General features: G+C 69.3%; 23 protein-coding genes and 5 pseudogenes. 15 read left to right on the forward strand and 13 right to left on the reverse strand.

The window, feature by feature from the left end; all coding sequences use genetic code 11:
* Positions 1-9: 9 nt before the first annotated feature.
* The 5 genes from ACFJGX_RS08180 to ACFJGX_RS08200 all read left to right on the forward strand — a co-directional run bounded on the left by ACFJGX_RS08180 (position 10) and on the right by ACFJGX_RS08200 (position 4,021).
* Positions 10-840 carry an NmrA family transcriptional regulator gene (locus ACFJGX_RS08180; protein ID WP_382322056.1) on the forward strand — a complete coding sequence of 277 codons (831 nt, stop codon included), beginning with the start codon at positions 10-12 and terminating at the stop codon, positions 838-840.
* A gap of 97 nt (positions 841-937) precedes the next feature.
* Positions 938-1,621, forward strand: coding sequence for a glycosyltransferase (locus ACFJGX_RS08185; RefSeq protein WP_382322055.1), 684 nt, complete (start codon positions 938-940; stop codon positions 1,619-1,621).
* Entirely contained in the window at positions 1,618-2,661 is a 1,044-nt protein-coding gene (locus tag ACFJGX_RS08190) for an acyl-CoA dehydrogenase (RefSeq protein ID WP_382322054.1), read from the forward strand. The genes ACFJGX_RS08185 and ACFJGX_RS08190 overlap by 4 nt, the downstream gene beginning before the upstream one ends.
* A complete protein-coding gene (locus ACFJGX_RS08195) occupies positions 2,649-3,410 on the forward strand; it encodes a PIG-L deacetylase family protein (protein ID WP_382322052.1) in 762 nt (253 codons plus the stop codon). Before ACFJGX_RS08190 ends, ACFJGX_RS08195 begins: the two co-directional genes overlap by 13 nt.
* Positions 3,411-3,412: 2 nt before the next feature.
* Positions 3,413-4,021, forward strand: coding sequence for a class I SAM-dependent methyltransferase (locus ACFJGX_RS08200; RefSeq protein WP_382322051.1), 609 nt, complete (start codon positions 3,413-3,415; stop codon positions 4,019-4,021).
* 18 nt (positions 4,022-4,039) lie between these two features.
* Here ACFJGX_RS08200 and ACFJGX_RS08205 read toward each other — a convergent pair whose 3' ends face one another.
* Positions 4,040-4,594, reverse strand: coding sequence for a bacterioferritin (locus ACFJGX_RS08205; protein ID WP_382322050.1), 555 nt, complete (start codon positions 4,592-4,594; stop codon positions 4,040-4,042).
* 234 nt (positions 4,595-4,828) lie between these two features.
* Between ACFJGX_RS08205 and ACFJGX_RS08210 the strand changes: the two genes are divergently transcribed.
* A complete protein-coding gene (locus tag ACFJGX_RS08210) occupies positions 4,829-5,059 on the forward strand; it encodes a hypothetical protein (RefSeq protein WP_382322048.1) in 231 nt (76 codons plus the stop codon).
* 105 nt (positions 5,060-5,164) lie between these two features.
* Here ACFJGX_RS08210 and ACFJGX_RS08215 read toward each other — a convergent pair whose 3' ends face one another.
* Together ACFJGX_RS08215 and ACFJGX_RS08220 are read right to left on the reverse strand one after the other, a co-directional pair.
* Positions 5,165-6,070: a response regulator gene (locus ACFJGX_RS08215; protein WP_382328182.1), complete on the reverse strand. Its 906-nt coding sequence runs from the start codon at positions 6,068-6,070 to the stop codon at positions 5,165-5,167.
* A gap of 4 nt (positions 6,071-6,074) precedes the next feature.
* Positions 6,075-9,500, reverse strand: coding sequence for an ATP-binding protein (locus ACFJGX_RS08220; protein ID WP_382328184.1), 3,426 nt, complete (start codon positions 9,498-9,500; stop codon positions 6,075-6,077).
* A gap of 148 nt (positions 9,501-9,648) precedes the next feature.
* On the opposite strand from ACFJGX_RS08220, the pseudogene urtA reads away from it, so the two are divergent.
* From urtA to ACFJGX_RS08260, 8 genes and pseudogenes are all read left to right on the forward strand, one after another.
* Positions 9,649-10,927, forward strand: a pseudogene (gene urtA / locus ACFJGX_RS08225) (urea ABC transporter substrate-binding protein).
* A 67-nt stretch (positions 10,928-10,994) separates the two neighbouring features.
* Entirely contained in the window at positions 10,995-11,909 is a 915-nt protein-coding gene (urtB, locus tag ACFJGX_RS08230; protein ID WP_382153929.1) for an urea ABC transporter permease subunit UrtB, read from the forward strand.
* Between the two features lie 24 nt (positions 11,910-11,933).
* Positions 11,934-13,154 (forward strand): urea ABC transporter permease subunit UrtC, encoded by a 1,221-nt coding sequence (gene urtC / locus ACFJGX_RS08235; protein WP_382328186.1) that lies wholly within the window; start codon positions 11,934-11,936, stop codon positions 13,152-13,154.
* Entirely contained in the window at positions 13,151-13,894 is a 744-nt protein-coding gene (urtD, locus tag ACFJGX_RS08240; RefSeq protein ID WP_382322041.1) for an urea ABC transporter ATP-binding protein UrtD, read from the forward strand. The genes urtC and urtD overlap by 4 nt, the downstream gene beginning before the upstream one ends.
* 13 nt (positions 13,895-13,907) lie before the next feature.
* Positions 13,908-14,599: pseudogene (gene urtE / locus ACFJGX_RS08245) on the forward strand (urea ABC transporter ATP-binding subunit UrtE).
* A gap of 42 nt (positions 14,600-14,641) precedes the next feature.
* Entirely contained in the window at positions 14,642-15,868 is a 1,227-nt protein-coding gene (fmdA, locus tag ACFJGX_RS08250) for a formamidase (protein WP_382322038.1), read from the forward strand.
* Positions 15,869-15,878: 10 nt separating this feature from the next.
* Positions 15,879-16,220, forward strand: a complete 342-nt coding sequence (locus ACFJGX_RS08255; protein ID WP_382322036.1) for a zinc ribbon domain-containing protein — start codon at positions 15,879-15,881, stop codon at positions 16,218-16,220.
* Positions 16,221-16,670: 450 nt separating this feature from the next.
* Complete coding sequence (locus tag ACFJGX_RS08260; RefSeq protein WP_291120365.1) at positions 16,671-16,919, forward strand: PsiF family protein; 249 nt, start codon at positions 16,671-16,673, stop codon at positions 16,917-16,919.
* A gap of 21 nt (positions 16,920-16,940) precedes the next feature.
* On the opposite strand, the gene ACFJGX_RS08265 is transcribed toward ACFJGX_RS08260, so the two are convergent.
* On the reverse strand, positions 16,941-17,546 hold the full coding sequence (locus ACFJGX_RS08265; protein WP_382322034.1) for a hypothetical protein: 606 nt from the start codon (positions 17,544-17,546) through the stop codon (positions 16,941-16,943).
* 99 nt (positions 17,547-17,645) lie between these two features.
* Between ACFJGX_RS08265 and ACFJGX_RS08270 the strand changes: the two genes are divergently transcribed.
* The gene (locus ACFJGX_RS08270) at positions 17,646-17,870 is read left to right on the forward strand and encodes a hypothetical protein (protein ID WP_382153949.1); all 225 of its coding nucleotides are present in this window, start codon (positions 17,646-17,648) and stop codon (positions 17,868-17,870) included.
* 28 nt (positions 17,871-17,898) lie between these two features.
* On the opposite strand, the gene ACFJGX_RS08275 is transcribed toward ACFJGX_RS08270, so the two are convergent.
* The 9 genes and pseudogenes from ACFJGX_RS08275 to ACFJGX_RS08315 form a co-directional block, all read right to left on the reverse strand.
* Entirely contained in the window at positions 17,899-18,216 is a 318-nt protein-coding gene (locus tag ACFJGX_RS08275; RefSeq protein ID WP_382322033.1) for a c-type cytochrome, read from the reverse strand.
* 131 nt (positions 18,217-18,347) lie between these two features.
* A pseudogene (locus ACFJGX_RS08280) lies at positions 18,348-19,564 on the reverse strand (PQQ-dependent sugar dehydrogenase).
* A gap of 190 nt (positions 19,565-19,754) precedes the next feature.
* Positions 19,755-20,150, reverse strand: a complete 396-nt coding sequence (locus ACFJGX_RS08285) for a RidA family protein (protein ID WP_382322031.1) — start codon at positions 20,148-20,150, stop codon at positions 19,755-19,757.
* 82 nt (positions 20,151-20,232) lie between these two features.
* A complete protein-coding gene (locus ACFJGX_RS08290; RefSeq protein ID WP_382328643.1) occupies positions 20,233-20,637 on the reverse strand; it encodes a hypothetical protein in 405 nt (134 codons plus the stop codon).
* Between the two features lie 21 nt (positions 20,638-20,658).
* Positions 20,659-21,813 (reverse strand): annotated as a pseudogene (locus tag ACFJGX_RS08295) (AMP-binding protein); the annotation flags it as partial.
* A 119-nt stretch (positions 21,814-21,932) separates the two neighbouring features.
* A pseudogene (locus tag ACFJGX_RS08300) lies at positions 21,933-23,047 on the reverse strand (acyl-CoA dehydrogenase family protein).
* 85 nt (positions 23,048-23,132) lie between these two features.
* Positions 23,133-23,990 (reverse strand): enoyl-CoA hydratase family protein, encoded by an 858-nt coding sequence (locus ACFJGX_RS08305; protein WP_382328188.1) that lies wholly within the window; start codon positions 23,988-23,990, stop codon positions 23,133-23,135.
* Positions 23,987-24,487 (reverse strand): MarR family winged helix-turn-helix transcriptional regulator, encoded by a 501-nt coding sequence (locus ACFJGX_RS08310; RefSeq protein ID WP_382322030.1) that lies wholly within the window; start codon positions 24,485-24,487, stop codon positions 23,987-23,989. The genes ACFJGX_RS08305 and ACFJGX_RS08310 overlap by 4 nt, the downstream gene beginning before the upstream one ends.
* Positions 24,484-26,928 (reverse strand): bifunctional salicylyl-CoA 5-hydroxylase/oxidoreductase, encoded by a 2,445-nt coding sequence (locus ACFJGX_RS08315; protein WP_382322029.1) that lies wholly within the window; start codon positions 26,926-26,928, stop codon positions 24,484-24,486. Before ACFJGX_RS08315 ends, ACFJGX_RS08310 begins: the two co-directional genes overlap by 4 nt.
* Positions 26,929-26,979 lie beyond the last annotated feature (51 nt).

Raw genomic sequence — 26,979 nt, forward strand, 5'->3', positions numbered from 1 at the left:
AGATTCGACATGACCACCCCCTCACCCACCCTGGTGCTCGGCGGCCACGGCAAGACCGGCCGCCGCGTCGCGCAGCGCCTGAGCGCGCTCGGCCGGCCCTGGCGCATGGGCTCGCGCAGCGCCACGCCCCCGTTCAGCTGGGACGACCCCGCCACCTGGGCACCGGCCCTGCAAGGCGCGGGCTCGGTCTACCTCTCGTACTTCCCCGACCTCGCCGTGCCCGGCGCGGCGGACACGGTGGGCGCGTTCGCGCGGCTGGCCGTGCAGCGCGGCGTGCGCCGGGTGGTGCTGCTGTCCGGGCGCGGGGAAGAGGGCGCGGAACGGGCCGAGCAGGCGGTGCAGGCCTCGGGCGCCGACTGGACCGTGGTGCGCGCCACCTGGTTCAACCAGAACTTCAGCGAAGGCGGTTTCCTCGACGGCGTGCTCGCCGGTGAACTGGCGCTGCCGGTGGGCGACGTGGCCGAGCCCTTCGTGGACGCCGACGACATCGCCGACGTGGCCGTGGCCGCGCTGACGCAGGACGGCCATGGGGGGCAGGTCTACGAGCTGACCGGCCCGCGCCTGCTCACGTTCGCGCAGGCGGCCGAGGAAATCGCGCGCGCCATCGGCCGGCCGGTGCGCTGCACACCGATCCCGCTGGACGCCTTCACCGACGCGATGGCGGCGCAGGGCGAGCCGCCGGAGGTGGTGGAGCTGCTGCGCTACCTGTTCAACGACGTGCTGGACGGCCGCAACGCCCACTTGGCCGACGGCGTGCAGCGCGCCCTGGGCCGGGCACCGCGCGACTTCGCGGACTTCGCGCGGGACGCGGCGGCCCAGGGCGCCTGGTCGCCGCGCTGACGCGCCGCCCGGGCCGGGCACAGCGCGGTACCGAACAGACCCGCAGGGCCGCCACCGATGTAATGGCCCATCGTGCCTTCCGGCACCGGAGCACGCCTTGTTGGCCATCATCATTCCCGCGAACAACGAAGAAGAGGCCATCGGCGTCTGCCTGCGCTCGGTGTCGGCCGCCGCCGCCTGCCCGGGACTGGCGGGCGAGCAGGTGCTGACCATCGTGGTGCTGGATGCCTGCACCGACGGCACGGCGGCCATCGCCCACGAGGCCGGCGCGGTCACCACCTCGGTCGACGTGCGCAACGTCGGCATGGCCCGCGCGGCGGGCGCGCGCCTGGCCTTGGCCCTGGGCGCGCGCTGGCTCGCCTTCACCGATGCCGACACCACCGTGGCCCCCGAATGGCTGCACGAGCAGATGGCCCTGGACAGCGACGCGGTGTGCGGCACGGTGAGCGTGACCGACTGGGGCGTCTATGGCGATCCCATGCGCCGCCACTTCGATGCCACCTACACCGACGCCGATGGGCACCAGCACATCCATGGCGCCAACCTGGGCGTCAGCGCCGAGGCCTACCACCGGGCGGGAGGCTTCGAGCCGCTCGCCACCCGCGAGGATGTGGCCTTCGTGCTGGCGCTGCAAGCGGTGGGCGCGCGCATCGCGTGGTCGGCCGCGCCGCGCGTCGTGACCAGCGCGCGCAAGCTGTTCCGTGCGCCCGGCGGATTCGGTTCGACCCTGCTTGCCCTGGCCCAGGGTCGCCTGCCGATGTCCTCAGAGCGTGGGGCATGAGCCCTCCCGGCGCCCGCGCATGCCTGCGCGCGCGACTGAGCGGCGCGCTGGCCCGGCTGGACCCCGACGCCGGCCCGGCGCAGGGGCTGGCGGAACTGGTGCACCAGGGCCTGGACGAGGTGCCTTTGCCTGCCCAGGGCCGCACCTTGATGCGGTGGCAGCTGCTGTGTGCGGTCGCCGAGCATGACCTGTCGCTGGCCAAGCTCTATGAAGGGCACCTCGATGCCCTGGCCGTGCTGGCGGAGGTCGCACCCGGGACGCCGCGGCCGGTCGGCTCCACCTGGGGCATGTGGGCCTCGGAGGCGCCGGGCGGGCGCACCCGTTTCGAGGCCTGCGCAGCGGACGAAGTGCGTTTGAACGGCCGCAAGGCCTGGTGCTCCGGTGCCGCGCGGCTGAGCCACGGTGTGCTCACCGCCTGGTCCGCCGATGGCACGAAGCCACAACTGGTGCGCGTGGCGATGGCACAGCCGGGCGTGTGCGTGTCGGACGCCGCGTGGCAGGCGGTCGGCATGGCGGCCAGCGCCAGCGGGGACATCACGTTCCAGGACGCGGTGGGCCACTGCGTGGGCGACGCAGGCGCCTACCTGCAGCGCCCGGGTTTCTGGCAGGGCGGCGCGGGCATCGCCGCCTGCTGGCATGGCGGAGCCCTCGCGCTGGCGAACACCTTGCGCCGGGCGATTGCCGAAGCGCCTCCCGAACAGCGCAGCGCCTTCCGGATGGCCGCGTTGGGCCGGGTCGACGTGGCCTTGCAATCCACGGCCGCCTTGCTGCGCGAGGCTGCGAGGTGGATCGACGAGCACCCCGCGCGGGACGCCAGCGCGCTGGCCTTGCGCGTGCGGCTGTGCGCCGAGCGCAGCGCCACCCTGGTGCTGGACGAAGCGGGCCGCGCGCTGGGCGCCACGCCGTTCTGCCGTGACCGGCGCTTCGCGCGCATGGCGGCGGACCTGCCGGTCTACCTGCGCCAGAGCCACGCCGAACGCGACCTGGCCGCGCTGGGCGAGCGCACGGCCGCAGCGGAGGGCGCGCCATGGTCGCTGTAGAAACGCCTCGGCGGATCGAAGGCGAGGGCACCAGCGAACCCACCTGGCAACGCTGGCTGGCCGCCACGCCGTGCTCGGAGCTGTCGATGGCGCAGGCGCTCGCGCCGTCGCAGCGCCTCGTGGTGGTAGCGCCCCATCCCGACGACGAGGTGCTCGCCTGCGGTGCGCTGGTGGCGATGCATGCCGCGCGCGGGGGCGAGGTGGTGTTCGTCGCCGTGACCGACGGGGAGGCCAGCCACGCCGGGCTGTCCCCGCCGGGCCGCTGCGAGCTGGCGGCGCAGCGCCGCGCGGAGCGGCTGCGTGGCCTGGCGCGGCTGGGCATCGCGAAACCGCAGGTGCACATGCTGGCCCTGCCGGACGGCGACGTGCAGGCCCAAGGCGGCTTGCTGCGCGGCTGGTTGCTGTTCTTCCTGCGCCCTGGCGATGTGGTGATGAGCACCTGGGAAGGGGACGGCCATCCCGATCACGACAGCACCGGCCGCGTCACCCAGGGCGCGTGCCTGCGCGTGGGCTGTCGTTTCCTCGCGGCGCCGGTGTGGATGTGGCATTGGGCTGCCCCCGCCGACGCGCGCGTGCCCTGGCACCGCCTGCGCCGCCTGGCCCTGAGCACCGACGCCTGCGCGCGCAAGCAGGCGGCGCTGGCGGCCCACGTCACGCAGCTCACGCCGCGCAGCGCCAGCGTGGGCGCGGTGCTGGGCCCCCACCTGCTGGCGCGGGCGGCGTGGCGCCACGAGTACTTCTTCGTCTGACCATGCCCAACGTCCCGAGCCCGTGGCACTTCGACGAGCTGTTCCGGCAGAACGACGACCCCTGGGGTTTCCGATCGCGCTGGTACGAGGCGCGCAAGCGCGCGCTGACGGTGGCCTGCCTGCCCACGCGGCGCTACACCAGCGGGTACGAGCCGGGTTGCGCCAACGGTGAACTCTCGGCGCAACTGGCCGAACGCTGCGAGCGCTTGCGGGTGTCGGATGTGTCGGCCCGTGCGGTGGAGCTCGCCCGCGCCCGGCTGGCCGCGTTTCCCCACGTCGAGGTGGTGCGGGCGCACCTGCCGGCCGATTGGCCCGTGGGCCGGTTCGACCTGATCGCCATAAGCGAACTGGGCTACTTCGTGGACGTGGCCTCGCTCGATGCCATCGCCGGGCAGGCGCGCGAATCCCTGCTGCCCGGCGGCACGGTGCTGGCGTGTCACTGGCGCCGCCCCATCGATGGCTGCGCGCTGGACGGCGAGGCCGTGCACAAGCGGCTGGCGCGGGGCCTAGGGCTGCCCACGCTGTGCGAAGTGCGCGAGGCGGACTTCGTGCTGCACGTGTGGAGCAGCGACCCGCGCTCGGTCGCCGAGCGCGAAGGCTTCGACTGGTAGCGCCGGCCTCGTGGTGGATCAGAGGGCGCGGGGCTTGTCCGGCACCTGCGTCAGCAGATCGGCCAGTTCGTCCGCGTGTTCCTCTTCCACCTCGAGGATGGACTCGAACAGCCGGCGGGTGGTGGGGTCGTCCGCACCGACGAACTCGATCGCGTGGCGGTAGCTGTCGATGGCGATGCGCTCGGCCACCAGGTTCTCCCGGATCATGTCGCCCAGCGTGGCGCCTTCGACGTACTCGGCGTGGCTGCGCTTCGTCAGGGTGTCGGGCGAGAAGTCGGGCTCGCCGCCGAGCTGCACGATGCGCTCGGCCAGCTGGTCGGCATGGCCCTGTTCCTCGTTCGAATGGACCAGGAACTCGGCCGCAGTGGCTTGCGAGTGGATGCCGCTGGCCATGAAGTGGTGGCGCCGGTAGCGCAGCACGCACACCAGTTCGGTGGCCAGTGCCTCGTTGAGCAGGTCGATGACTTCCTGGCGGTTGGCGCTGTAGCCGGCGGTCACGGCGCCCTCTTCGATGTGCTGGCGCGCGGACTGGCGCAGTTCGGTGATGTCGAGGGGTTTCAGGGGCTGGTTCATGGTGTTCTCGGGTGGGGCGGAAGGGATTTTCTGCAGGCGGCATCTGGGCCGCCTCCAGCATGGATCGCCGGCCCGGCCGCGTCGGTGCTTTGGCGCACAGACCTGGCGTCTCGAACGCGTGTGCCTGCGGACGGTCTCCGTTCTGCGCCGTTGCGTGCCGCGTCGGGCTACCCGGCGCATGTCCAAGCTCATCAACGATGTGCTGGACTTCACCCGAGGGCGGCTGGGTCCGGCATGGGCATCCACATCGAACCCGTGGCCCACATCGAGTCCGCGCTTCGGGACGTGGTGGCGGAATTGCGGGATGCGCACCCGGCGTCCACCGTCGTCGAGCGGTACCACCTGTCCGGGTCCGTGGCGTGCGATGTCGGGCGTGTCCAGCAACTGCTGTCGAATCTGTTAGCAACGCGATCGTGCACGGCGGTGAGCCGTCGTCCGTCGAGGTCGCTGCAAACCTGGACCTGAACTGGTTCGAGATTTCGGAGCTCGTCGAAAGAGGCGGGCACCTGTTTCACGGCCAGGCTTCCAGCGATGCGGGAGGTCACGGCGATCGCGTGACCCTGGCAAGGCTCAATCCTGCGGCAGCAGCTTGCCCGCGATCGCCGCCGCCGCCGAGCGCGTCTCCACGCCGAGCTTCTCGAAAACGTGCTCCAGGTGCTTGTTCACCGTGCGGTGGCTCATGCCCAGGATGTCGGCGATGTCGCGGTTGGTCTTGCCCTTGGCCAGCCACGACAGCACCTCGGTCTCGCGCGGCGTGAGCGCGATGTCGCGCAGGCGCTGCGCGGCGTCGCTGTCGGGCGGCGTGAGCGTGAGCAGCAGCATGGCTTCGCCCAGGTTGCCCTGGCCCATGTGGCGCGCCAGCAGGCGGCCGTGGCGGCCGAGGTCGCGCGTCGTCTCGCGCTGGTTCAGCGAGGCGCCCAGCCATTCGCGCGCGCGCTGGCCGGCGGCGGCGTCCTGGCCGAAGGCCAGCGCCAGCCAGGCCGTGGCCTGGGGCGAGCGCCAGGCCAGGCGGCCCTGCGTGTCCAGCACCACCGTGCCCATGCCGGCCACGTCCACCGCTTCCTGCGCCAGGCGGGTCACGCGCGCGTTGCGCACGTGGGTGGCCAGGCGCGCCATCACCTCGGGAATGCGCAGCGGCTTGACCACGTAGTCCACCCCGCCGCTGGCGAAGCCGCGCAGGATCTGCTCGCTTTCGGACAGACCGGTCATGAAGACGATGGGCACGTGCGACCAGGCCGGCGTGGCCTTGAGCCGTTCGCACAGCGTGAAACCGTCCATGCCGGGCATCACCGCGTCGAGCAGCACGCCGTCGGGCACGGCGACCTCGAAGCGCTCCAGGGCTTCGTCGGCGTCGCGCGCGGCGAGCACCACGTAGCCCTCGGCGACCAGCGCGTCGCCCAGCATGCGAAGGGTGTCCACGGCGTCGTCCACCACCAGGATCACGGGGGGCGTGACCGACGGCGGCACAGGGGCCATGGGGTCAGGTGTCGATGTCATCTTCCGTCAGCTCCGCGGTGTCTCTGAGGTACTCGATCAGGGTCTGGAAATCGAAGCGGTCCGCGCAGGACTGCAGCAGCGCCAGCGTGGCGGCGTGCGCGGGTTCGGCGGTCTGGGCCTGCCACAGTCGCTGGCGCAGCGCGGCGGCCTGCCCCTGGCGGGCCAGGCGCTGCAGCTCCTCGCGCAGGTCTTCGGGCAGCGGCAGGCCGGTGACGCGGTGGCGCACGAAGCTCACCGGCGGGGTGGCCGGCGCCTGCTCGGTCACCCACTCCAGTGCCAGCGCGTGCTGGAGCGCGTCGAGCAGTTCCGACTCCATCATGGGCTTGGCGACGAAGCCCTGGCAGTCCAGCGCGGTCAGCTGCTCGGGCCGGTTGTCGAACAGGTTGGCCGAGACGAACACGATGGGCAGGCGGGAGGCGGGCAGCAGCTGGCGCACGGCGGCGGCGGTCTGCCAGCCATCGAGCCCGTCCATGGTGAGGTCCAGCAGCAGGCCGTGGGGCGCGTGCTGTTCGATGATCTCCAGGCATTCCTGGCCGCTCGCGGCCTCGCGCACCACGAAGCCCAGCGGCACCAGGATGCTGGCGAGCAGCTGGCGGTGCAGCGGCTGGTCGTCCACCACCAGCAGGGTGCGGCGCTCGCCGAGGTAGCCGGTGACCGCGCGCAGCGTGGAGGGGATGGGCAGCGGGTGTTTCGGGTCCGAGGGGATGGGCGGCAGGTACAGGCGCAGCGAGAAGGTGCTGCCGTGGCCCGGGCGGCTTTTGAGCAGCAGCTCGCCGCCCATCATGTCGGTGAGCAGGTGCGTGATGGTCAGGCCCAGGCCGGTGCCGGTGTCCAGCGCGCGCCGCCCGGCGCTGCCGCGCTCGAAGGGCAGGAAGATGCGCTTCTGGTCCTGCGCGGCGATGCCGATGCCGGTGTCGATCACGTCGATGCGCGCCACCTGCTGGCGGAAGTCCAGCCGCAGCGTGACCTCGCCCTGGTCGGTGAAGCGCACCGCGTTGCTCAGCAGGTTGATCAGGATCTGGCGCAGGCGCTTGGCGTCGGCCCGCACCCAGGCCGGCAGCTCGCCTTCCTGTTGCACCACGAAGCGCAGGCCCTTGGCCTCGGCCTGCGGGCGCACCATGCGCTCCACGTCTTCCAGCAGCTGGCCCAGCGGCAGCGGCACCGGGTCGAGCTTGAGGCGGCCGGCCTCGATGCGCGCGAGGTCCAGCGAACCGTCGATCAGCGCGTGCATGTGCTGGCCGCTGCGCTGCATGGTGGCGATGGTCTCGCGCACCCAGACCGAGATCTCGTTGTTCTTCAGCAGGATCTGCGCATAGCCCAGGATGCTGGTGAGCGGCGTGCGCAGCTCGTGCGTCATGCCGGCCACGTAGCGCGTCTTGGCCTGGCTGGCGGTCTCGGCGCGGTCGCGCGCGGACTGCAGCTCGGCGTCGGTGCGCTGGTGGGCGTCGATCTCCCGCATCAGCAGCTGCGTCTGCCGCTCGGACTCGTCCTGCGCCATGCGCCGGCTGTCGGTGGTCAGCACCACCCACCACGAACACACCGCCGCCAGCAGCACCAGGAAGGCGTAGATCTTGAGCAAGGGCGATTGCAGGGCCTCGGCCGGCGCGTGCAGGCTCTCCTGCAGGTAGACCATGCCGATCAGGAAGGCCATGACCGCGCTCAGCGACAACCAGACCGCGAGGAACTGGCCGGCGCGGAAGTTGACCCGCACCATCGCGCCCTGCGGCAGCACGGCGGTGAGGGCGGCGCGCACCTGATCGATGGCGCGCGAGTTGGTCTTGCAGCGGTCGTGGCAGCGCGATTCGAGCGAGCAGCACAGCGAGCAGATGGGCGCCTGGTAGGCCGGGCAGCTGGCGATGTCTTCCGACTCGAACTGGTTCTCGCACACCGAGCAGCGCACCGCCTCGCCGGGCGCCCAGCCGCCCGAGGGCGTGCGCGCCAGGTAGTACCTGCCCTGGGTGGCCCAGGCGATCAGGGGCGAGAGCAGCAGCGCCAGGCCGAGCGCGATGAAGGGCGAGAAGGCCGCCGCGACTTCGCCCATCACGCCCGCGTAGGCCAGGCTGGCCACCAGCGCCGCGATGATCATGGAACCCATGCCCACCGGGTTGAAGTCGTACAGGTAGGCGCGCCGAAACTCGATGCCCTTGGGGCTCAGGCCCAAGGGCTTGTTGATGATGAGGTCGGCCACCAGCGCGCCGACCCAGGCGATCGCCACGTTGCTGTAGACGCCCAGCACCTTCTCGATGCCGGCGAACACGCCCAGCAGCATCAGCAGCGTGGCGATGCAGACGTTGAACACCAGCCAGACCACGCGGCCGGGGTGGCTGTGCGTGACGCGCGCGAAGAAGTTGGACCAGGCCAGCGAGCCGGCGTAGGCGTTCGTCACGTTGATCTTGACCTGCGCCAGGATCACGAACACCACCGTCATCGCCACCGCCAGCCCGGGGTGGCCCACGGCCTCGGTGAAGCCGGCCAGGAACATCTGCGTGGGCTCGGTGGTGCGCTCGGGGTTCACCTCGAACTGCATGGCGGCGAACGCGAGGAAGGCGCCGCCCACCATCTTGAGCATGCCCATGACGATCCAGCCCGGGCCCGGGATCAGCACCGCGGCCCACCAGCGCCAGCGGTTCTCGCGCTTGCGCTCGGGCATGAAGCGCAGGAAATCCACCTGCTCGCCGATCTGCACCACCAGCGAGAAGATGACGGCCGCCGCCGCGCCGAACATCAGCGGGTGGAACTCGCTGCTGCCCGAGCGGATGCCGGTGAGGCTGGTGAAGTCGCGGTACAGCTGGGGTTGCGAGAGCCCGATCCACACGAAGGGCAGCACCAGCAGGAACAGGTAGAGCGGCTGCGTCCAGGCCTGCAGCTTGGAGATGAGGGTGATGCCCCGGATCACCAGCGGAATGATGACCACCGCCGAGATCAGGTAACACCAGGCCAGCGGCCAGTCGGTCGCCATCTGCAGGGCCAGCGCCATGATCACCGCCTCGATGGCGAAGAAGATGAAGGTGAACACCGCGTAGATCAGCGAGGTGATGGTCGAGCCCAGGTAGCCGAAGCCGGCGCCCCGGGTGAGCAGGTCCATGTCCAGCCCGTACCGCGCGGCGCAGTAGGCGATGGGCAGGCTGGTGAAGAAGATCACCAGCCCCACCACCAGGATGGCCCACATGGCGTTGGCGAAGCCGTAGTTCACCGCGATCGCGCCGCCGATGGCCTCCAGCGCCAGGAAGGACAGCGAGCCGAAGGCGGTGTTCGCCACCCGCCACTCGCTCCATTTGCGGAAGCTGCGCGGCGTGTAGCGCAGGGCGTAGTCCTCCATGGTCTCGTCGGCCACCCACGAGTTGTATTCCCGGCGGAACCGGAAGATTTTCTGCGTGGCGACGGGGTGGGCGGGCTCGGGCGAGGGCATGCCCGGGACGCTAGCAAGAACCGGCCCTACCCACCAGACGGGGCCTCTACGTTATTTGACGTATGGGCCGGATCAAGGGCTTTCCCTAGTCTTCACCCCAGTCGGCACACCGCCGGTTCCACCGCCCCAAACGTCCCAGGAGTCCTCCATGAAGCACCCTTCCGATCCGAATGCCCAGCCGTCCGAATGCCTCGAAACCCCGGAAGCCAGCCGCCGCCGCGTGCTGCAGCTGCTGGGCGTCGCCGGCCTGGCCGGCCTGCCGGCCTGGAGCTTCGGCCAGCCCACCGCCTCGGTGAACACCACCAAGCTGGCCGTGACCGACACCGAAGTCACCGTGGGCCAGCTGCATTCGTCCACCGGCACCATGGCGATCTCGGAAACGGGCTCCATCCAGGCCGAGCAGCTCGCCATCGACGAGATCAACGCCATGGGCGGCATCCTGGGCCGCAAGATCAAGGTGATCAAGGAAGACGGCGCCTCCGACTGGCCGACCTTCGCCGAAAAGTCCAAGAAGCTGCTGATCAACGACCGCTGCGCCGCCGTGTTCGGCTGCTGGACCTCGGCCTCGCGCAAGGCCGTGCTGCCGGTGTTCGAGAAGGAAAACGGCCTGCTGTACTACCCCACCTTCTACGAAGGCCTGGAGCAGTCCAAGAACGTGATCTACACCGGCCAGGAAGCCACGCAGCAGATCCTCTACAGCCTGGACTGGGCGCAGAAGGAGAAGAAGGCCAAGACCTTCTTCCTGATCGGCTCCGACTACATCTGGCCGCGCACCTCGATGAAGATCGCGCGCAAGCACATCGAGAACTTCCAGAAGGGCAAGGTCGTCGGCGAGGAGTACTACCCGCTGGGCAGCACCAACTTCGGCTCGCTGATGAACAAGATCAAGCTGCAGAAGCCCGACTGCATCTTCTGCGCGGTGGTGGGCGGCTCCAACGTGGCCTTCTACAAGGCGCTCAAGGCCGCCGGCATCACCGGCGACAAGCAGCTGCTGGTCACGCTCTCGGTGACCGAGGACGAAATGACCGGCGTGGGCGGCGAGAACTTCGCGGGCTTCTACTCGTCGATGAAGTACTTCCAGTCGCTGGACAACGCGAACAACAAGAAGTTCGTGGCCGCCTTCAAGGCCAAGTACGGCAAGGACGCGGTGATCGGCGACGTGACCCAGGGCGGGTTACCTCGGCCCCTGGCTGTGGAAGGCCGCGGTCGAGAAGGCCAAGAGCTTCGACGTGGACAAGGTGGTGGCCGCCTCGCGCACCGGCATCGAGCTCACCACGGCGCCCGAGGGCTACGTGAAGCTCGACCCGAACCACCACCTGTGGAGCAAGTCGCGCATCGCCATGGGCATGCCGGACGCGACCTTCAAGGTGGTGGCGGAGTCACCCGAGCTGATCAAACCCGATCCGTTCCCCAAAGGCTACCAGTGAGCTGACCCACCCTGCCGCGGCGCACCCACGCCGCGGCCGCCTCCCTTCTTGCCCTGGAGTCTTCAACATGAGTTTCAACGACCTGCTCAACATCGGCCTGATGCAGGGCTTCGCCGGCCTGAGCCTGTTCGCGGTGCTGCTGCTCATGGGCCTGGGCCTGGCCATCATCTTCGGGCAGATGGGCGTGATCAACATGGCGCATGGCGAGTTCATGACCATTGGCGCCTACACCGTCTTCCTGGGCTCGACGCTGGCCAATGCGATCAGCCCCGGCGCGGTGGCGGCGTACTTTCCGTTCGCCATCGTGGCCGCCTTCTTCTTCGCCTTCATCGCGGGCTGGCTGGTGGAGTGGGCGCTGATCCGCCACCTGTACAAGCGCCCGCTGGACACGCTGCTGGCGACCTGGGGCATCAGCCTGGCGCTGCAGCAGTGCTTCCGCACCTTCATCGGCCCCAAGGAAGTGAGCCCCACGCTGCCCGACTGGCTGCTGGGTTCCTGGGCGCCGGCCGAGGGGCTGGACATCCCCATCAACGGCATGTTCGTGCTGGCCCTGGCGATCGTGGTCACCGCCGGCGTGCTGATCGCGCTGCACAAGAGCCGCTGGGGCCTGCGGGTGCGCGCCACGGTGAGCAACCGCGTGATGGCCAACGCCATCGGCATCGACACCAGGAAGACCGACCGACTGACCTTCGCCATCGGCTGCGGCATCGCCGGCGTGGCCGGCGCGGCCTTCACCACCATCGGCTCCACCGGACCGACCTCGGGCTCGCTCTACATCGTCGACGCCTTCCTGGTCGTCACTTTCGGCGGCGCGGCCAGCCTGCTGGGCACCGTGGTCTCGGCCTTCGGCATCGCCCAGACGCAGTCGATCACCGAGTTCTTCATGGCCGGCTCCATGGCCAAGATGCTCACGCTGTCGCTGATCGTCGTGATCCTGATGCTGCGGCCTCAGGGTCTGTTCGCATCCAAGGTGCGTCGTTGATTTCTTTGTCTCCCGGAGTCCGTCATGAACGCCCTGAAAGCCTGGATCACCCGCTACCAGCTCGCCAGCCTGGTCCTGCTCACCGTGCTGCTCGCGGTGGTGCTGCCGCTCAGCCTCGACATCTTCCGCCTCAACCTGGTCGGCAAGTACCTCACCTACGCCTTCGTGGCCATCGGCCTGGTGATGTTGTGGGGCTATGGTGGCGTGCTCAGCCTGGGGCAGGGCGTGTTCTTCGGCCTCGGCGGCTACGCCATGGCGATGTTCCTCAAGCTGGAGGCCTCCGACCCTGAAGCGACGAAGATCCAGTCCACCCCCGGCATCCCGGACTTCATGGACTGGAACCAGCTCACCGAGCTGCCCTCGTTCTGGGTGCCGTTCAAGAGCTTTCCGTTCGCGCTGGCCGCCGTCATCGTGGTGCCCACGCTGCTGGCCTGGCTCGTCAGCTTCGCCATGTTCAAGCGGCGCGTGGGCGGGGTGTACTTCGCCATCATCACGCAGGCCGTGGCGCTGATCCTCACGGTGCTCATCATCGGCCAGCAGGGCTACACCGGCGGCGTCAACGGCATGACCGACCTCAAGACCCTGCTGGGCTGGGACACGCGCACCGACAGCGCCAAATACATCCTGTACTACGTCTGCGTGGGCCTGCTGGTGCTGTCCATCGTGGTCTGCCGCTGGATCCAGACCAGCAAGCTCGGCACCCTGCTGCTGGCCATGCGCGACAAGGAAGACCGCGTGCGCTTCTCGGGCTACGACGTGGCCGACTTCCGCATCTTCGTGTTCTGCCTGGCGGCCGCGCTGTCGGGCATCGGTGGCGCGCTGTTCACGCTGCAGGTGGGCTTCATGTCGCCCAGCTTCGTGGGCATCGTGCCCTCGATCGAGATGGTGATCTACGCCGCCGTGGGCGGGCGCATGAGCCTGGTGGGCGCGGTGTACGGCGCGCTGCTGGTCAACGCCGGCAAGACCTTCTTCTCGGAAAGCTTCCCCGACCTCTGGCTGTTCCTGATGGCGGGCCTTTTCATCGGCGTGACCATGGCCTTCCCCATGGGCCTGGCCGGCTTGTGGGAAAGCAGGATCGTGCCGTGGTGGAAGTCGCGCCAGGCCGCGCTGCGCGAGGCCTCGGCCGCGCGGCCCCAGCCGCCTTCGCCGCCCCCTCATGCACCGATGGCGCAAACCCAAGGCCGAGGTGAAGTTGCCCGACGGCACCCGAAGCCAAGGCGTCTGAGCCCACGGAGAACCTCATGAGCAACACCGACTTCGCCCTCTCCGTGGAAGACCTGACGGTTTCCTTCGACGGCTTCAAGGCCATCGACGCCCTCACGCTCTACGTCGACAAGAACGAGCTGCGCGTGATCATCGGCCCCAACGGCGCGGGCAAGACCACGCTGCTGGACCTGATCTGCGGCAAGACCAAGGCCAGCGCGGGCAGCATCAAGTTCAAGAACGAGGAAATCATCCGGGTGCCCGAGCACAAGCGGGTGCGCAAGGGCATCGGGCGCAAGTTCCAGACGCCGTCGATCTACGAGAACCTCTCGGTGTTCCAGAACCTGGAGGTGTCCTTTCCCTCGGGGCGTTCGGTCTGGGGGGCGCTGGCCTTCACCGCCACCGAGGAGATCCAGGCCCGCGTGAAGGCGGTGGCCGAGGACATCGGCCTGGGCGACAAGCTGGAGACCGAAGCCGGCCTGCTCTCGCACGGGCAGAAGCAGTGGCTGGAGATCGGCATGCTGCTGATGCAGGAGCCCGAGCTGCTGATGCTGGACGAACCCATCGCCGGCATGAGCGCGCGCGAGCGCGACCTGACCGCCGAGCTGCTGCAGCGCATCTGCCAGAACCGCGCCGTGATCGTGATCGAGCACGACATGGACTTCGTCAAGAAGATCGCGCACAAGGTCACCGTCATGCACCAGGGAAAGATCCTGGCCGAAGGCCCGATGGACCAGGTGCAGGCCGACCCCAAGGTCATCGACGTGTACCTCGGCCACTGAAGGAGTCACCACCATGCTGAAAGTCAAGGACCTCGTCGTCGCCTATGCGCCAGAGCCAGGCGCTGCACGGCATCTCGTTCGAAGGCCGCGAGAACGAAACCGTGGCCATCATGGGCCGCAACGGCATGGGCAAGACCACGCTGTTCAAGAGCCTGATCGGCGTGCTGCCGATCAAGAGCGGCCACATCTCGGTGGCCGGCCAGGAGGTCTCGCAGTTGGAGAGCTTCCAGCGCGCTGCGCAAGGGCATCGCCTACGTGCCGCAGGGCCGCATGATCTTTCCCACGCTCACGGTGGAAGAGAACATCCAGACCGGCCTGGAGAACGCCAAGGACAAGACCATCCCCGAAGAGATCTACGCGCTATTCCCGGTGCTGTGGGACATGCGCCGGCGCAAGGGCGGCAACCTCTCGGGCGGCCAGCAGCAGCAGCTGGCGATCGCGCGCGCGCTCGTCACCGACCCCAAGGTGCTGCTGCTCGACGAGCCCACCGAAGGCATCCAGCCGTCCATCATCAAGGACATCGCCAAGGCGCTCAACGAGATCCGCAAGATGCGCAAGATCACCATCGTGGTCTCCGAGCAGGTGCTCTCGTTCGCCATGGACGTGGCCGACCGCCTGTTCGTCATCGAGGGCGGCCGCCTGGTGCACGAGACCGACCGCGCCGACACCGACCAGCAGCACATCAAGTCCTACCTCTCCGTCTGATTCCCCCCTTTCCCTTTCCCGTCCACCCCAGGAGCACAAGCCATGCCCGAGACCCTCATCAAAGTCGATCTGAACGCCCCCGCACCGTCCAACGAAATGGTGCACAACCGCTGGCACCCGGACATCCCGATGGCCTGCTGGGTCAACCCGGGCGACGACTTCGTGCTCGAGACCTACGACTGGACCGGCGGCTTCATCCAGAACAACGACAGCGCCGACGACGTGCGCGACATCGACCTCACCACGGTGCACTACCTCAGTGGCCCGGTGGGCGTGAAGGGCGCCAAGCCCGGCGATCTGCTGGTGGTCGAGCTACTCGACATCGGCGCCAAGGACGACAGCCTGTGGGGCTTCAACGGCTTCTTCAGCAAGAAGAACGGCGGCGGCTTCCTCACCGAGCATTTCCCGCAGGCGCAGAAATCGATCTGGGACTTCCACGGCATGTTCACCACCTCGCGCCACGTGCCGGGCGTGAAGTACGCCGGCCTGATCCACCCGGGGTTGATCGGCTGCCTGCCCGACCCCAAGATGCTGGAGACCTGGAACACGCGCGAGCAGGCGCTGATCGACTCCGACCCGGCCACCAGCGGCCTGGCCAACCCGCCTTTCGCCGGCACGGCGCACATGGGCAAGCTCACGGGCGAAGCCAAGGCCAAGGCGGCGGCCACCGGCGCGCGCACCGTGCCGCCGCGCGAACACGGCGGCAACTGCGACATCAAGGACCTCTCGCGCGGCTCCAAGGTGTTCTTCCCGGTCTACGTGGACGGCGCGGGCCTCTCGGTGGGCGACCTGCACTTCAGCCAGGGCGACGGCGAGATCACCTTCTGCGGCGCCATCGAGATGGCCGGCTGGGTGCACATGAAGGTGTCCATCATCAAGGACGGCATGGCCAAGTACGGCATCAAGAACCCGATCTTCAAGCCCAGCCCGATCACGCCGACCTACAACGACTACGTGATCTTCGAGGGCATCAGCGTGGACGAGAGCGGCAAGCAGTACTACCTGGACGTGAACGTGGCCTACCGCCAGGCCTGCCTGAACGCCATCGAGTACCTGAAGAAGTTCGGCTACTCGGGCGCGCAGGCCTACTCCATCCTGGGCACGGCGCCGGTGCAGGGCCACATCAGCGGCGTGGTGGACGTGCCCAACGCCTGCGCCACGCTGTGGCTGCCGACGCAGATCTTCGACTTCGACATCAACCCGAACGCGAGCGGCCCGATCAAGCACCTCGACGGCTCGGTGGTGATGCCGCTGTCGCCGGACCTCTGAGGCCCTCGCCATGCCGACCTACGACTACGACTGCCCGTCCTGCGGGGGCTTCGATGCGTTCCGCTCCTTGAGCGAGCGCAACGAGCCCGCCGCCTGCCCGGACTGCGGCACCGCTTCGGCACGCGTCTTCGTGAGCGCGCCGCGGCTGGCGCTCATGGACGGGGGCACGCGCACCGCCATCGGCATCAACGAGCGCGCGCGCCACGAACCCAAGACCTCGCGCGACTACCAGCGCCTCAAGCACCCGGCGAGCTGCGGCTGTTGCAGCTCGGGCCGCAGCAAGGCGACGGTGACGGCGCCGAACGGCGCGAAGGCCTTTCCGAGCAAGCGCCCCTGGATGATTTCCCATTGAGACCCCCTTCCTTCGTGGGCCGGCGCTGGTTCGTCGGCGGGTCGACGTTGTTTTTTTGCGTTGCACCGGTCATCGGCGCCCAGGGGGAGCGGCTCCGCTCATGTCCCCGGTCTGGGCTTCGCCCAGCCCTCCTCCTTTACTTCGCTGCGCCGCTCCCCCTGGGCGCCGATGACCTCATTGGCACTCGGTCCGTTGGCGATCCAGCATCCCTTCTGGCGCATGGGCCTCAGGCGTTCTGCGCAGCGGGGTAAAGGAGGAGGCGGCACCAGCCGCCGGGGGACACCCGCGGAGCAGAGCGCCTGAGACCCATGCGCCTGCGAGGTAGTCGCTTGGATTCGCCAGCGTGAACCTGTCACCCTAAGGGTTTGTCGGGTGGTCTACCCCTGGGGGGTATTCTTGACAGCGTCACCGCCAGCGCCTTCAATGGGGCTTTCGTCCCTGGAGATGTTCATGCGCCTTGTTGTCCTGTGCTCTTTCGCCGTTGCCGCCCTGATGCCCATCGCGTCCTTTGCCGAGGGCCCGAGCTGCAACGCCGCCGCCGCCGAGAAGAAACTCGCCGGCGCGGCCAAGACCTCGTTCCTGAAGAAATGCACGCGCGACGCGGCGGCCAGCTGCGACATGGCGGCGGCCGAGAAGAAACTCGCGGGCGCCGCGAAGACCAGCTTCAACAAGAAATGCAACCGGGACGCCGTGGGCTGATGCCCCGGCCGCCGGCCGCGTTCAGAGGCTGGTGAGTTCGCCGTAGGCCCGCCGCGTGTAGGGGGAGACCGCCGCGAGCACCTGCCGGTACCCGGTCTTGTGGCTGCGCACCAGGCGCGTCGACGCGGTGCTGAACGAGCGGCAGAACCAGTGGCAGGTGTGCTGCATCAGGAACAGCTCGGCCAGGATGAGGTAGGCCTTGTCGCGCGGCGGCCGCTGGGCGTTGTTGTCGACCGCCTCGGTGATGGCGTACGCGTGGACCATGAAGGCCGCGCGCAGGTCGAACGTGGCGCGGTGACACCAGCGGTGCGCCCAGGGCAGGGCGAAGGGCAGCTTGCTCACGCGCGTGGCGGCCGCCTCGACATCGACGAAAAAGTGCACGAACCGGGTGAACTGCTTCGCGATGGAGCGCTCGGCCCCTTCCAGCACGCTCCAGATCTGTTCCCGGCGCTCGGGGTCTTGCTCCGCCAGGGCCCGCTCGTAACCTTCGGCGAGTTTTTCCAGCATGACGTCGATCTGGTACGGGCCCAGGTGCTTGCGCAGCAGCTCGATGCGTTTTTTCTGGTCCAGTGAATTGAGAAAAGCGAGGCCGGCGAAAAAGGCCAGCACCAGGGTCAGAATTTCCATGGCCGAAACGGGGTGTTGGAGAGGCCGCCAGTGTAGAGTCCCCAAACGGCGGCGGGAATGCGAGAATGATTTCCCCGTGACGCCCGCCTTTTGCCCTCCATGCCCCACCACCTTCCCCTGATCATTGCCGCCGCTGCCGGGTGGGCCGCCTGCCTGACAGGCGTCGCCTGGGTCGTTTCCGCCTGGCTTGGCCGCGCGCTCTCCATCGCCGAGACGGTGCTGCTCGGCGGCATGTTGGGCGTGGTGGTGGCGGTGATCGTGCAGGCGCGCCTGCAGCGCCAGCGCCGCAAGCTCGACGACATGCGCGACTCCGCGCTCTGGTGACGTGCCCGCGCCCGCGGCCGCGCCGGCCTCAGGGCGCGTCCACCCGCACCTGCAAGGACGAGTACCAGAGCGCCAGGTTGTCGATCTCGGCGTCCGTCAGCGGTTTGGCGATCACCGACATCACCTCGTTCGCGCGTTTGCCGCTGCGGTAGTTCCGCAGCTGTTCCGTGAGGTAGAACAGCGGCTGGCCCGCGAGGTGGGGCACGTTGGGCTGCATCGACAGGCCCACCGGGCCGTGGCACACCGCGCACGCGGTGGCCGCGCGGGCCTTGCCCGCCTCGAGGTCGGCGGCAGTGGCGGCAGCGCCCGCGCCGCCCACGACCATGAGCAGAAGTGCGATCCGCACCGAGTGAAACAGCCTCAGCCAGAGGCAGCGAGGGTCCGGCTGCGCCGGCCCAAGCTGCCGTCCCCCCTCGAAGCGCCGAAGGCGCGCCACGGAGGGGGGAAGCCGCGTCAGCGGCGCAGGGGGGTGTGCCATCAATTCGAGTACGTCACGCGGTAGATCGCGCCGACGTAGTCGTCCGAGATCAGCAGCGAGCCGTCCTTCATCGGCGCCACGTCCACCGGCCGGCCCTTGTAGACCCCGTTGGCGTCCAGCCAGCCTTCGGCGAAGACCTCGGCCTTGCCGGCGGTGCCATCGGCATTGACCGGCACGTAGTTGATCAGCGCGCCCGTGGCCTTGGTGCGGTTCCAGGAACCGTGGGCCGCCACGAACATGCCGCCCCGGTACTTGGTGGGGAACATGCCGCCGTTGTAGAACGCCATGCCCAGCTGCGCCTGGTGGGCCGGGAACTCCACCTGCGGGAACACCGCGTTGGCCGGCTCCTTCATGTCCTTGAGGTCGGGCGCGGCGGCCGAGCCGGCCACCTTGAACTTGCCGTTCCAGTAGGGATAACCGAAATGCTGGCCGGCGGCGGTGGAGCGGTTGAGCTCGCCAGGCGGCACCTCGTCGCCCAGCCCGTCGGTCTGGTTGTCGGTCCACCACACCGTCTTGTCCTTGGGGTTGATGTCCATGCCCACCGAGTTGCGCACGCCGCGCGCGAACACCTCGCGGCCGGAGCCGTCGAAGGGGTTCAGGCGCACGATGCCGCCGATGCCGACCTGCTCGTACAGCGCCACCTTGCCCGCCGGCTGCACGTTGTGCGGCTGGCCGAGCGTGATGTAGAGCTTGCCGTCGTCGCTCACGCGGCACACGCGCGCGCCGTGGTTGAAGGACTCCTCTTCCTCCGGGATCAGCTTGCCCTGGCCCACCACCTCGATCACCGCCACGTCGGGGCCTTCGTAGAAGAACTCGGCGGCCGGGAAGTTGAGCACGCGGTTGTGCTCGACCACGACGAGGAAGCCGTCCTTGGTCCAGCACACGCCATTGGGCACCTTGAAGTTGAGCGAAGGCGCGAAGGGTTTGACCTCGTCGGCCGTGCCGTCGCCGTTGCGGTCGGTCACGGCCCACACGCGGGTCTTGCGCGTGCCCACGAACAGCATGTTGGTGCTGGGCGCCACCGCCATGTGGCGCGCGTCGGGCACCACCGCGTACAGCTCGATCTTGAACCCCGGGGGCAGCTTCACGGACCGCAGGTTGGCGCGGATCGCCTCGGCATTGCGACCTTCCTGGGGCACGGGCGGAATGTTCAGGTCGACGCCCGAGACCTTCATCTGCTTGAGCGTGGGAGGTTGTCCTTGCCCGCCTGCGCCATCGCGCCCGTCGCCAACCCGCAGGCCAGCAATGCCATCCACAGTCGTGTGCTTTTCATGGGTCTCCTCCGAGGGGTGAATCCCGAAGGACCATCCTTCGGAACCGGCCATTCTGGAATCAAACCCGCGGCCGCACCCAGGAGTCCCCTGCGCTGTCGTTGTCTTGGTGCACTGCAGCGTGCACGCCGGCGCTCAGTCCGGCACCACCGCCGTGACTTCGATCTCCACCTTGGCGCGCGCTTCCATGAGCGCGCTCACCTCCACGCAGGTCATGGCCGGGAAGTGGCGGCCCATCACCTCGCGGTAGACCTCGCCGAGTTCGCGCAGGCGCGCGTTGTACTCCACCCGGTCGATCACGTACCAGGTCATGCGCACCATGTGCTGCGGCCCGGCCTCGGCGCAGGCGAGCACGTCGCGCACGTTGAGCAGGGTCTGGCGCGTCTGGGCGATGAAGTCGTCGCTCTCGAACACCTGGGCGGCGTTCCAGCCGATCTGGCCGCCCACGTAGACGTGGGTGCCGCGCGCGGCGATGCCGTTGGCGTAGCCCTTGGGTGCTGCCCAGCCGGGCGGTTGCAGGTGTTTCATCATGTCGGTTGGCTTCGATGTTGTTGGGCTTGCTGGCGCAGCGCGAAGCGCTGCAGCTTGCCGGTTTCGGTGCGCGGGAGCTGGTTCACGAAGACCACCTCGCGCGGGTATTTGTAGGCGCCATGTTCTGCTTCACGTGCTCCTGCAGCGCCTTGACCTGCGCCGCGTCGGCGGCTTCGCCGGGTTTGAGCACCACATAGGCCAGCACGATCTGGCCGCGCTCCTCGTCGGCCTTGCCGACCACGCCGCACTCGGCCACCGCCGGGTGCTGCAGCAGCGCGGCCTCCACCTCGGGGCCGGCCACGTTGTAGCCGGCGGTGATGATCATGTCGTCGGTGCGCGCCTGGTAGAAGAAGTAGCCGTCGGCGTCCTGGCGGAAGGCGTCGCCGGGGAAGTTCCAGCCATCGCGCACGTACTGGGTCTGGCGCGGTTCGTCGAGGTACTTGCAGCCGGTCGGGCCGATCACGGCGAGCTTGCCGACCTCGCCCATGGGCAGCGGCCGGCCTTCGTCGTCCACCACGCGCGCCTCGTAGCCCGGCACCACCTGGCCGATGGCGCCGCGGCGCACCGCCTCGGGCGGGGAGGAGATGAAGATGTGGAACATCTCGGTGGCGCCGATGCCGTCGAGCATCTCCAGCCCGCTGGCTTCCTTCCAGAGCTGGCGCGTGGCATCGGGCAGGCCCTCGCCCGCGCTCACGCTGATGCGCAGGCGGCCGATGCCGTGCTGGCGCGCGAACGCGGCCATCTGGCGGTAGAAGGTGGGCGCGGTGTAGCAGATGGTGGCGCCCACGCGGCCGATGAGCTGCACCATGGCCTCGGGCGTGTAGGGGATGGACGGGAAGTAGACTGAGGCGCCGGCCCACATGGGGAAGACCAGCAGACCGCCCAGGCCGAAGGTGAAGGCCAGCGGCGGCGAGCCCATGACGATGTCGTCCGGCGTGGCGCGCAGCACGTGGCGCGGCCAGGTCTCGCAGGCGGCGAGCACGTCGCGGTGGGTGTGCACGGCGGCCTTGGGCGTGCCGGTGGTGCCCGAGGTGAAGGCCAGCAGCGCGATGTCGGTGGCGGCGGTGGGGCAGGGCGTGCCGTGTTCGCACTGGCGCCGCGCCAGGGCTTCAAGCGAGTGCGGCGCTTCCCCTTCGGCCGTGTTGAAGGTCAGCAGCTTCATGCCGGCCATGGCGGGATCGGCCGCGAGCGCCGCCTTGAGCTCGTCCTGCAGTTTCACGTCGCACAGCGCCACCGAGGGCTGGGCCTTGGTGAGGATGGCGCCGAGCTCCTTCGCGCGCAGCAGCGGCATGGCTGCGCACCGCGATCAGGCCGGCCTGCACCGTGCCCAGCCAGGCCAGCGCCATCGCACCGAGTTGCCGCCGCGCAGCAGCACGCGGTTGCCGGGCACCAGGCCCAGCTCCACCGTGAGCGCGTTGGCGATGCGGTTCACCTCGAGCTGCGCCTGCGCGTAGGTCAGCGTGCGCTCCTCGCTGCGAAACAGCGGGCGGTCGCCATGGCCCGCCGCGATGGCGCGCTGGAACAGCGCGTGCACGGCGTTGACCTGCGCGGGCAGTTGCAGCTCGGGCCGGTCGAAGCGCAGTTCCGGCCACTGCGCCGGCGGGGGCAGGCGGTCGTGCACGAAGTGGTCGGGCTGGGCGGACGGGATGGCAATTTTCATCATTCACTCATTCCAGTGACGTCGGCGCGAAGTGCCTTGAACCAGAAATGCCGCGGAACCGGCTTTGCCGGGCCGCAGGCATTGCCCCCTTGAGGGGGTCGCGCGAAGCGCGGCGGGGGTGCTCATTTCAATGCGGCCTTGCCAAGGATCAACAGTTGAACCTCGCTCGCACCCTCGTAGATGCGCAGCGAACGGATGTCGCGGTACAGGCTCTCGACCTTCTGGCCCACCTGCACGCCGCGCCCGCCGAACATCTGCAGCGCCATGTCGATCACGCGCTGCGCGTTTTCGGTGGCGGTGAGCTTGGCGGTGGCCGCGGCCGTGGTGTAGGCCGGCGTGCCCGCGCCCTGCGTGGCGCTGCAGTCGCGCTGCCAGGCGGCGCGGTAGGTGAGCACGGCGGCGGCGTCGATGAGCGCGCTCATCTCGCCGAGCCGGGCCTGCGTGAGCTGGAAGTCGGCCAGGGTCTGGCCGAACATCTTGCGTTGCTTCGCGTGCGCGACGCTTTCGGCGAAGGCGCGCCGCGCCATGCCCAGCGCGGCGGCGGCGACCGAGGCGCGGAAGATGTCCAGCGTCTGCATGGCGAGCTTGAAGCCGCCGTGCAGCGGGCCGACCATGGCGTCGGGGCCGACGGCGCAGCCGCTGAAGCGCAGCGTTGCGCAGCGGGTGCGGGGCCATCACGTGGAGGTGTTCGCTGCTGTCCAGGCCGGGTTGCCGGGCGTCGACGATGAAGGCGCTGATGCCGCGCGCGCCGGCCTCGGGGTCGGTCTTGGCGAAGACCACATAGAAGTCGGCCAGGTCGCCGTTGCTGATCCAGGTCTTGCTGCCGTCGAGCGCCCAGCCGCCCGCCGCCTGCGTGGCGCGCGCTGGCGATGGCGGCCACGTCGGAGCCGGCGTCGGGTTCGCTGAGCGCGAAGGCGGCGATCTTCTGGCCGCTGGCGACCGCGCTCAGGTAGCGCGCCTTCTGGGCCGGGGTGCCGGCGAGCGTGATGGCGCCGCTGCCCAGGCCCTGCATGGCGAAAGCGAAGTCGGCCAGCGGGGAATGGAAGGCCAGGGTTTCGCGCAGGATCACCAGCGAGCGCGAGTCCAGCGAGGGCAGGGCGCCGCCGTGGGCCCCGGGCACGCAGTAGCGCAGCCAGCCGTCCTGGCCCAGGCGCACCACCCAGTCGCGGCAGGCGGCGCGGTCGTCGGTTTCATCGACACCCTGCAGCGCGGCCCAGTCGGCCAGGCGCGGCGCCATCTCGCGGTGGTGGGCGTCGAAGAAAGGCAGTTCCCACTGCGCTTGGGGTGGGCGCAGGCCGTGCGGGTGTTCGAAGGCGACCACGTCAATCTCCTTCGAAGACCGGGCGCTGCTTGGCCGCGAAGGCCTCGTAGGCGCGGCGGAAGTCCTGCGTCTGCATGCAGATGGCCTGGGCCTGGGCCTCGGCTTCGATCGCCTGGTCCAGCGTCATGGCCCACTCCTGGTGCAGCATGGTCTTGGTCATGCCGTGCGCGAAGGTGGGGCCTTGCGCGAGTTGCGCGGCGAGCTTGTGCGCGGCGGGCAGCAGGGCGGCGCTGTCGTGCAGCGCGTTGAAGAAACCCCAGGCGTGGCCTTCGGTGGCGCTCATGGCGCGGCCGGTGAACAGCAGCTCGCTGGCGCGGCCCTGGCCGATCATGCGCGGCAGCAGCGCGCAGGCGCCCATGTCGGCGCCCGCGAGGCCCACGCGGGTGAACAGGAAGGCGGTGTTCGTCTGCGGCGTGCCCAGGCGCAGGTCGGAGGCCAGCGCCATCATCGCGCCGGCACCGGCGCACACGCCGTCGATCGCGGCCACGATGGGCTGCGGGCAGGCGCGCATGGCGCTCACCAGCGCGCCGGTCATGCGCGTGAAGGCCAGCAGCTCGGGCATGCTCATCTTCGTGAGCGGGCCGATGATCTCGTGCACGTCGCCGCCCGAGCAGAAGTTGTCGCCCGCGCCGGTGAGCACCACGGCGCGCACGTCGGTGGCCTTCTGCAGGCCGAGGAACCAGTCGCGCAGCTCCGCGTAGGAGTCGAAGGTCAGCGGGTTCTTGCGCTCGGGCCGGTTGAGCGTGACGGGGCGCACGCCGTCGTCGCCCACGCGGAGCGCGAAGTGGGTGGGGGCGGGCGTGGCCTTGGGGCCGTACTGGCCGCGCATCGGGTTGTGGTCGGGGATGGGGTGTTTCATTCTTCGTCGATCCGCTGGTTGAGTTCGAGCTGGTGCTGTTTCACTTTGCCCAGCAGCTTGTGCAGGCTGTCCAGGTCGCGCGGGCTCAGGCCTTCGAAGGCTTCGACGATCCAGCTCTCGTGCTGCTGGGCCATCTCGACGAAGCTGGCGCGGCCGTGCGGCGTGAGGCGCACGCGGAAGGCGCGCCGGTCGCCGTCCACGCCCATGCGCTCCACCAGGCCTTCGTTGACGAGCTGGTCGGTGATGCCGGTGACGTTGCCGCCGGTGACCATGAGCCGGTGCGAGAGCTCCTTCATCTTCAGCCCGTCGGGGTGGCGTTCGAGCTGGGCCATGAGGTCGAAGCGCGGCAGCGTGGTGTCGAACTGCTCGCGCAGGCCGGCGCGCACGCGCTTCTCGATCAGTTGCGAGCAGGTCAGCAGCCGCAGCCACAGGCGCAGCTCGTGCGCGTGTTCGCTGTGGGCGCGGGCTTCGAGGTCGAGCGGTGAAGGAGGGGTCATGGTGTAGGGGCGTTGAGGGCTTGCTGGCGGGCGATCTCGCGGTAGAGCTGGTCGCGCCCGCTCTCGTAGGGGCGCGGCCATTCGATGGCGCGGGTCTGCAGCTTGGCGGCTTCGTGCAGCGTCCAGGCCGGGTCGGCCAGGTGCGGGCGCGCCACGGCGCAGAGGTCGGCGCGGCCGGCCGCGATGATGCTGTTGGCGTGGTCGGCTTCGGTGATCGCGCCCACCGCCATGGTGAGGATGCCGGCCTCGTTGCGCACGCGGTCGGCGAACGGCGTCTGGTACATGCGGCCGTACACCGGCTTGGCCGTGCGCGTGGTCTGGCCCGAGGACACGTCGATCAGGTCGCAGCCGGCGGCCTTGAAGAGGCGCGCGATCTCGACCGCGTCGTCGGGCGTGTTGCCGCCCGGCGCCCAGTCGTGCGCGGAGATGCGCACGCTGAACGGCTTGTCGGCCGGCCATGCCGCGCGCATGGCGGTGAACACCTCCAGCGGGTAGCGGCAGCGGTTGGCGAGCGAGCCGCCGTAGTCGTCGGTGCGCTGGTTGGTGAGGGGGGTGATGAAGCTGGACAGCAGGTAGCCGTGGGCCGCATGCAGTTCCAACCAGTCGAAGCCGGCCTCGGCCGCGCGCTGGGTGGAAGCGACGAAGGCCGCCGTCATGGCGTCCATGTCGGCGCGCGTCATGGCGCGCGGCACCTGGTTCTGTTCGCCATACGGCACGGCGCTGGCCGAGAGCAGCGGCCAGTTGCCGCTGGGCAGGGGCTCGTCGATCTGCTCCCAGCCGAGCTGGGTCGAGCCCTTGGCGCCGCTGTGGCCCAGTTGCAGGCCGATCTTGGCGCTGCTGTGGCCGTGCACGAAATCGACGATGCGTTTCAGGCCGGCCTGCTGCGCCTCGTTCCACAGGCCCGGGCAGCCGGGGGTGATGCGGCCTTCGGGCGTGGGGCTGGTCATCTCCACCATCACCAGCGCGGCGCCGCCCATGGCGCGCGCGCCCAGGTGCACCAGGTGGTAGTCGCCCACCACGCCGTCGACCGCGCTGTACTGCGCCATGGGCGAGACCACGATGCGGTTCTTCAGCGTGACGCCGCGCACCGTGAGCGGCAGCAGCATGGGCGGCGTGGGGTGTTTCTTCACCGGCACGCCGGGTTGGGCCTGGGTCTGCAGCCAGGCCTCATAGCCTTCGAGCCATTTCGCGTCGCGCAGGCGCAGGTTCTCGTGGCTGATGCGCTGGCTGCGCGTGAGCAGCGAGTAGGCGAACTGCTCGACCTCCATGCCGGTGTAGCGGTCCACGTTCTCGAACCACTCGGTGGAGTTGCGCGCGGCGTTCTGGATCTTGAGCACCTCCACGCTGCGGCGCGCCTCGTAGCCTTGCAGCACCTCGGCCACGTCGGCGTTCGCGTGGCGCGAGAACTCGTCGGCCAGGTCGATCGCGTCTTCCAGCGCGAGCTTGGTGCCGCTGCCGATGGAGAAATGCGCGGTGTGCGCGGCGTCGCCCATGAGCACGATGGGGGTCTTGCGGCCGCCGTGATCCGGCGCCGGGCCGCCCCAAGCCGGATCAGCCCCCTCGGGGGGCAGCGACCCGCGCAGCGGTGGAGCGTGGGGGCGAGCAATCTCTTGCCAGTGCACCCAGGTGTGGCAGATCACGCGCGGGAAGCGGATCCAGATCGCCGAGCCGCGCAGGTGCGAGGCGTTGCTGATGAGGGCGTGGCCGTCGAGGTAGGGGGCGAACAGCTTCTCGCAGAAGGCCACGCCGTCTTCCTGGCTCATCTGGTCGATGCCGTGCGCCTTCCAGACCTCCTCGGGCGTTTCCACGATGAAGGTGGAGGTCTCGCCGTCGAACTTGTAGGCGTGCGCCTGGAACCAGCCGTGTTCGGTCTGCACGAAGGCGAAGGTGAAGGCGTCGAAGGTCTTCTTGGTGCCGAGCCAGACGAAGCGGCATTGCCGGGTGTCGATGTCGGGCTGGAAGGTGTCGGCGTAGCGCGTGCGGATGCGGCTGTTGAGGCCGTCGCTGGCGATCACCAGGTCGGCCTCGTATTGCGCCGCGAGCGCCTGGTCGTCGGTCACGTCGGTCTCGAACACCAGGTTCACGCCCAGCGCCAGGCAACGCTCCTGCAGGATGTTGAGCAGCTTCTTGCGGCCGATGCCGCAGAAGCCGTGGCCGCCGGACCGCACGCGGCCGCCCTTGAAGAAGACCTCGATGTCGTCCCAGTGGTTGAAGGCTTCACCGATCAGCGCGGCCGATTCGGGGTCGGCCTCGCGCAGGTTGCCCAGGGTCTGGTCCGACAGCACCACGCCCCAGCCGAAGGTGTCGAACGGCCGGTTGCGCTCGACCACCGTGACGGTGAGCGAGGGGTCGCGCCGCTTCATGAGCAGAGCGAAGTACAGGCCCGCCGGGCCGCCACCGATGCACAGGATGCGCCGAAGCGCTGGAACGGATGTTTTCATGCCTAATTAGTTTAGGTTTAAAATATACAACTCCAATCGGGTAAACCCGTA

The organism is Hydrogenophaga sp. UC242_50 (assembly GCF_042697355.1).
In the GTDB taxonomy this organism is placed as follows: domain Bacteria; phylum Pseudomonadota; class Gammaproteobacteria; order Burkholderiales; family Burkholderiaceae_C; genus Hydrogenophaga.

Coding starts and splice junctions, on each gene's coding strand:
- ACFJGX_RS08180 (WP_382322056.1), top strand. CDS start 10: ATGACCACCCCCTCACCCACCCTGGTGCTCGGCGGCCACGGCAAGACC.
- ACFJGX_RS08190 (WP_382322054.1), top strand. CDS start 1,618: ATGAGCCCTCCCGGCGCCCGCGCATGCCTGCGCGCGCGACTGAGCGGC.
- ACFJGX_RS08195 (WP_382322052.1), top strand. CDS start 2,649: ATGGTCGCTGTAGAAACGCCTCGGCGGATCGAAGGCGAGGGCACCAGC.
- ACFJGX_RS08200 (WP_382322051.1), top strand. CDS start 3,413: ATGCCCAACGTCCCGAGCCCGTGGCACTTCGACGAGCTGTTCCGGCAG.
- ACFJGX_RS08205 (WP_382322050.1), bottom strand. CDS start 4,594: ATGAACCAGCCCCTGAAACCCCTCGACATCACCGAACTGCGCCAGTCC.
- ACFJGX_RS08210 (WP_382322048.1), top strand. CDS start 4,829: ATGGGCATCCACATCGAACCCGTGGCCCACATCGAGTCCGCGCTTCGG.
- ACFJGX_RS08215 (WP_382328182.1), bottom strand. CDS start 6,070: ATGGCCCCTGTGCCGCCGTCGGTCACGCCCCCCGTGATCCTGGTGGTG.
- ACFJGX_RS08220 (WP_382328184.1), bottom strand. CDS start 9,500: ATGCCCTCGCCCGAGCCCGCCCACCCCGTCGCCACGCAGAAAATCTTC.
- urtB (WP_382153929.1), top strand. CDS start 10,995: ATGAGTTTCAACGACCTGCTCAACATCGGCCTGATGCAGGGCTTCGCC.
- urtC (WP_382328186.1), top strand. CDS start 11,934: ATGAACGCCCTGAAAGCCTGGATCACCCGCTACCAGCTCGCCAGCCTG.
- urtD (WP_382322041.1), top strand. CDS start 13,151: ATGAGCAACACCGACTTCGCCCTCTCCGTGGAAGACCTGACGGTTTCC.
- fmdA (WP_382322038.1), top strand. CDS start 14,642: ATGCCCGAGACCCTCATCAAAGTCGATCTGAACGCCCCCGCACCGTCC.
- ACFJGX_RS08255 (WP_382322036.1), top strand. CDS start 15,879: ATGCCGACCTACGACTACGACTGCCCGTCCTGCGGGGGCTTCGATGCG.
- ACFJGX_RS08260 (WP_291120365.1), top strand. CDS start 16,671: ATGCGCCTTGTTGTCCTGTGCTCTTTCGCCGTTGCCGCCCTGATGCCC.
- ACFJGX_RS08265 (WP_382322034.1), bottom strand. CDS start 17,546: ATGGAAATTCTGACCCTGGTGCTGGCCTTTTTCGCCGGCCTCGCTTTT.
- ACFJGX_RS08270 (WP_382153949.1), top strand. CDS start 17,646: ATGCCCCACCACCTTCCCCTGATCATTGCCGCCGCTGCCGGGTGGGCC.
- ACFJGX_RS08285 (WP_382322031.1), bottom strand. CDS start 20,150: ATGATGAAACACCTGCAACCGCCCGGCTGGGCAGCACCCAAGGGCTAC.
- ACFJGX_RS08290 (WP_382328643.1), bottom strand. CDS start 20,637: ATGGGCGAGGTCGGCAAGCTCGCCGTGATCGGCCCGACCGGCTGCAAG.
- ACFJGX_RS08305 (WP_382328188.1), bottom strand. CDS start 23,990: ATGAAACACCCCATCCCCGACCACAACCCGATGCGCGGCCAGTACGGC.
- ACFJGX_RS08310 (WP_382322030.1), bottom strand. CDS start 24,487: ATGACCCCTCCTTCACCGCTCGACCTCGAAGCCCGCGCCCACAGCGAA.
- ACFJGX_RS08315 (WP_382322029.1), bottom strand. CDS start 26,928: ATGAAAACATCCGTTCCAGCGCTTCGGCGCATCCTGTGCATCGGTGGC.